Raw genomic sequence first — 3,261 nt, forward strand, 5'->3', positions numbered from 1 at the left:
GACAAAGGATAGGACCATCAACCCGGACCTCGAACGGTGGTACGCCGAACGAGCCAAAAGCCACAAGGTTGAAGTAGAAGGAGCGAGTCACTCGGTCTACGTCTCCAGGCCGAAGGAGGTCGCAGCTTTAATCGAAGAAGCTGCATCGCACTCCCGGCAGAAAATCCGAACCATTCCATAACCATACATCGCAGAACATTTATCACGACAAGCACCCCAGCCGCTGTAGGCCTCGCCAGCGGCCCGATTTTAACTGCCTGCGCCCAAGAAAAACAACCGCTAAGGCGTCGTCTTTATTCGCAAAGGCGAGATTGCGAAGTGGGCTTTATCAGCTTCCAACGTACCGCATGAGACTTGATGTAATCCTAGCACAACTAGTGATCGAAGTGTGATGCTAAGGCAATCATTCGTTCTCTTGCTGCCGTTGATTGCCGTTTTTACTGGGGCGGCACTCACTTCCGCTGAGGAGAACTTGCCGGCGCCACAGAGTGTAGTAGTCGCAGCCGGCGAGGAACAGGCGGCGGAGCCAATAATCCTTGCCGCCCGAAGGTACGCGGCCTTCTGGAATACGGGCGAGGCACGCTACGCAGAAGCGGCGCTCGCGCGGAATTTCGTCGATCGCACTCTCCCTTCAGGACGCCGACAAGGTGTTAAGGGCGTGCTGGAGGCATCGAAAAACTTTCGCGCTGCCATTCCGGATCTGAAAGCGAAAATTGAAGAGCTCTTGGTCGTGCACGATCGCGCGGTTGTTCGATACAGCTTTACCGGACATTTCACCGGCAGCTTCAAAGATCTGAAAGGCAATGGTCGCGAGATTAGCTTCCGCGCAGTTGACATCTATCGCGTGCAAAATGGACAAATCTCCGACAACTGGCATCTGGAGGACAACCTCTCTTTGATGCAACAATTAGGCGTCGTAACACCCTAAAAGCGAACTAGGAATCCTCTCGTGCATGGTCGCCAGTAGTTGAAGATATTGGGCGATTAGCTCCGGACCTGTGAATCGCCAGGCGGAGTTTACGTCGTCCGGGGAACACTCATCTCTGGCTCACGCTACCTCGAAAGAGAGAATCCGCGTTCACTCATCAGCCTATCTTCTAAATCTGTCGGATGCGCAATAGCGATGCAGCGCCTAGGGGCGGAGGTTCGAGCATGAGCAAAGTAATCCAAGCCGACTTCCTTCCTCGCAATCAGGAAGCTGGTTCATCCTGGTTGAGTTTCACGGGTCGGCCGTCGTTCAACCGAGCGCGACGTATCCTCGTGGTTGATAACGACTTTGCCACAACTCGGCTGATTAAGATCCTTCTGGAAAAGAAAAGTAATTATTATGTGCTGCCGGAAAACGATCCGGCCAAAGCGCATCAAACTGCGCGCGACTTTCGGCCCGACCTGATCTTGCTCGACATAGTTATGCCGGAGATCGACGGGGGCGAGGTAGCAGCACGACTCGGGAATGACCCTGAGTTGTGCCGGACGCCGATTATCTTTCTCACTGCATTAGTGACCGAAGCGGAGGCAAAAAGTGGCCTCAAGATCGACGGCCACTCGTTCCTGGCAAAGCCCATTAACATTTCCGAGCTGGTTGGCGCGATCGAGCAGCATTTACCGCACTCACCAAAGGCGAATAGCTGAAAATGAAGGCGAGGACCCTTACCATCGTCCTGGTTGCGGCGCTGATGGCGTGCGATCAATTGTCAGCAGCTACTTCGCAACACGCCAGTTCGCACAGCACGACTTTAGTGCAGAGACGACATTGGGTGCAAAGTCATCGACCGGCCGCCGAAGCCGGGCCTCAAGTCACCGGTGTCATTGCGCGTGCGATTCGAGGCGGGAATCCGCTGCAGATGCTGAATCCATTGGCGCCGGCGAAATACGGCATTGCCGAAGAAAACGTTCTGCTGGATCCGGATAGGTCAGGAAAGTGGGACGGCATCAAGCTCCTGGGGATCGCATTCTAACTTCCCGCAACCGTGGGCAGATCCAGTTACAGATCCGACCAACCATCTCCCAGAAGAGGCATTGGTGATGAGTCCATAGGAGTCAGGGATAAATCCTCCGCATGCGCAGTGGGCGAGCTAGGCACTGGGATAGTAGCGTTCACAAGTTAAACAAAACCTCATGCCATGTGGATTATTCGTCTAGCCCTCAATCGGCCTTATACATTTGTAGTAGCAGCACTGTTACTACTCTTAGTCACGCCGTTCGTCCTGATTCGGACACCGACCGATGTCTTGCCGGAGATTAATATTCCGGTGGTCAGCATCATCTGGAACTTCACCGGCCTGAGCGCCAAGGACATCGAACAGCGCATGGTTTACACCGAAGAACGCGTGCTCACGACCACGGTCAATGATATCCAGCACATCGAATCGACCTCCTATGACGGCATCGGTATTATCAAGGTATTTTTTCAACCGAGCGTTACGATCTCAACGGCCGTCGCGCAAATCACTGCTGTTTCGCAAACGATCTTGCGACAGCTGCCACCCGGAACGACGCCGCCTCTGATCATTCAGTATAGCGCATCCGACGTTCCTGTTCTTCAGTATGGCGTCGGCGGCGAGGGCATTTCCGAACAACAAGCAGCCGACATTGCGCTCAATCAGTTGCGCGTAGGATTGATCACCGTCCCGGGGATCGCGATTCCGTATCCTTACGGCGGCAAACAACGGCTTGTCTCGATTGATCTCGATCTTAGAAAGCTTCAGGAAAAGAGTCTGACGCAGAGCGACGTCACGAACGCGGTCAACGCGCAGGCACTGGTCTTCCCCAGTGGCACAGTCAAACTCGGCCCGAAGCAATATCAGGTCGACGTTAACACCTTCCCGCTGCAGATCGATTCGCTGAACGAACTGCCGATCAAAACCATCGATGGCGCAACTATTCGAGTGAAGGACGTGGCCCAGGTCCGTGACGGCTACGATCCTCAAACAAATATCGTCAGGCAGAATGGCGTTCGCAGCGTGCTGATGGTCCTTCTGAAAAACGGCAGCGCTTCTACGCTCAGCGTGGTGTCCGGAGCCAAACAGGCGATGGCCAACGTCCTCAAGACGGTCAACAGCGCCGTCCGTGTGACAGAATTTTCCGATCAATCCGTCTTTGTCCGCGCCGCCATCAGCGGCGTCGTCAGAGAAGGAGTAATCGCCGGCGCATTGACCGCTTTGATGATTCTTCTGTTTCTAGGTTCGTGGAGAAGCACCATCGTCGTGGCGGTTTCGATTCCCCTTTCCGTCCTTGCCTCGCTCGCGCTGCTAAGCGCCC

4 protein-coding genes are annotated in these 3,261 nt (G+C 54.6%); all 4 read left to right on the forward strand.

The window, feature by feature from the left end; all coding sequences use genetic code 11:
• Positions 1–391 precede the first annotated feature (391 nt).
• Positions 392–928 (forward strand): ester cyclase, encoded by a 537-nt coding sequence (locus VNX88_18070; protein ID HWY70579.1) that lies wholly within the window; start codon positions 392–394, stop codon positions 926–928.
• A gap of 224 nt (positions 929–1,152) precedes the next feature.
• On the forward strand, positions 1,153–1,632 hold the full coding sequence (locus VNX88_18075) for a response regulator (GenBank protein ID HWY70580.1): 480 nt from the start codon (positions 1,153–1,155) through the stop codon (positions 1,630–1,632).
• A gap of 2 nt (positions 1,633–1,634) precedes the next feature.
• Positions 1,635–1,958 (forward strand): hypothetical protein, encoded by a 324-nt coding sequence (locus tag VNX88_18080; protein HWY70581.1) that lies wholly within the window; start codon positions 1,635–1,637, stop codon positions 1,956–1,958.
• Between the two features lie 165 nt (positions 1,959–2,123).
• The coding region (locus VNX88_18085; GenBank protein HWY70582.1) for an efflux RND transporter permease subunit at positions 2,124–3,261 on the forward strand (1,138 nt) is incomplete at its 3' end.

Source organism: Terriglobales bacterium (assembly GCA_035567895.1).
Taxonomy (GTDB): Bacteria; Acidobacteriota; Terriglobia; order Terriglobales; family Acidobacteriaceae; genus Gp1-AA112.

Bases quoted from the DNA above. Each gene is read 5' to 3' on its own strand.
- VNX88_18075 (HWY70580.1), top strand. From the start codon at position 1,153: ATGAGCAAAGTAATCCAAGCCGACTTCCTTCCTCGCAATCAGGAAGCT.
- VNX88_18070 (HWY70579.1), top strand. From the start codon at position 392: ATGCTAAGGCAATCATTCGTTCTCTTGCTGCCGTTGATTGCCGTTTTT.
- VNX88_18080 (HWY70581.1), top strand. From the start codon at position 1,635: ATGAAGGCGAGGACCCTTACCATCGTCCTGGTTGCGGCGCTGATGGCG.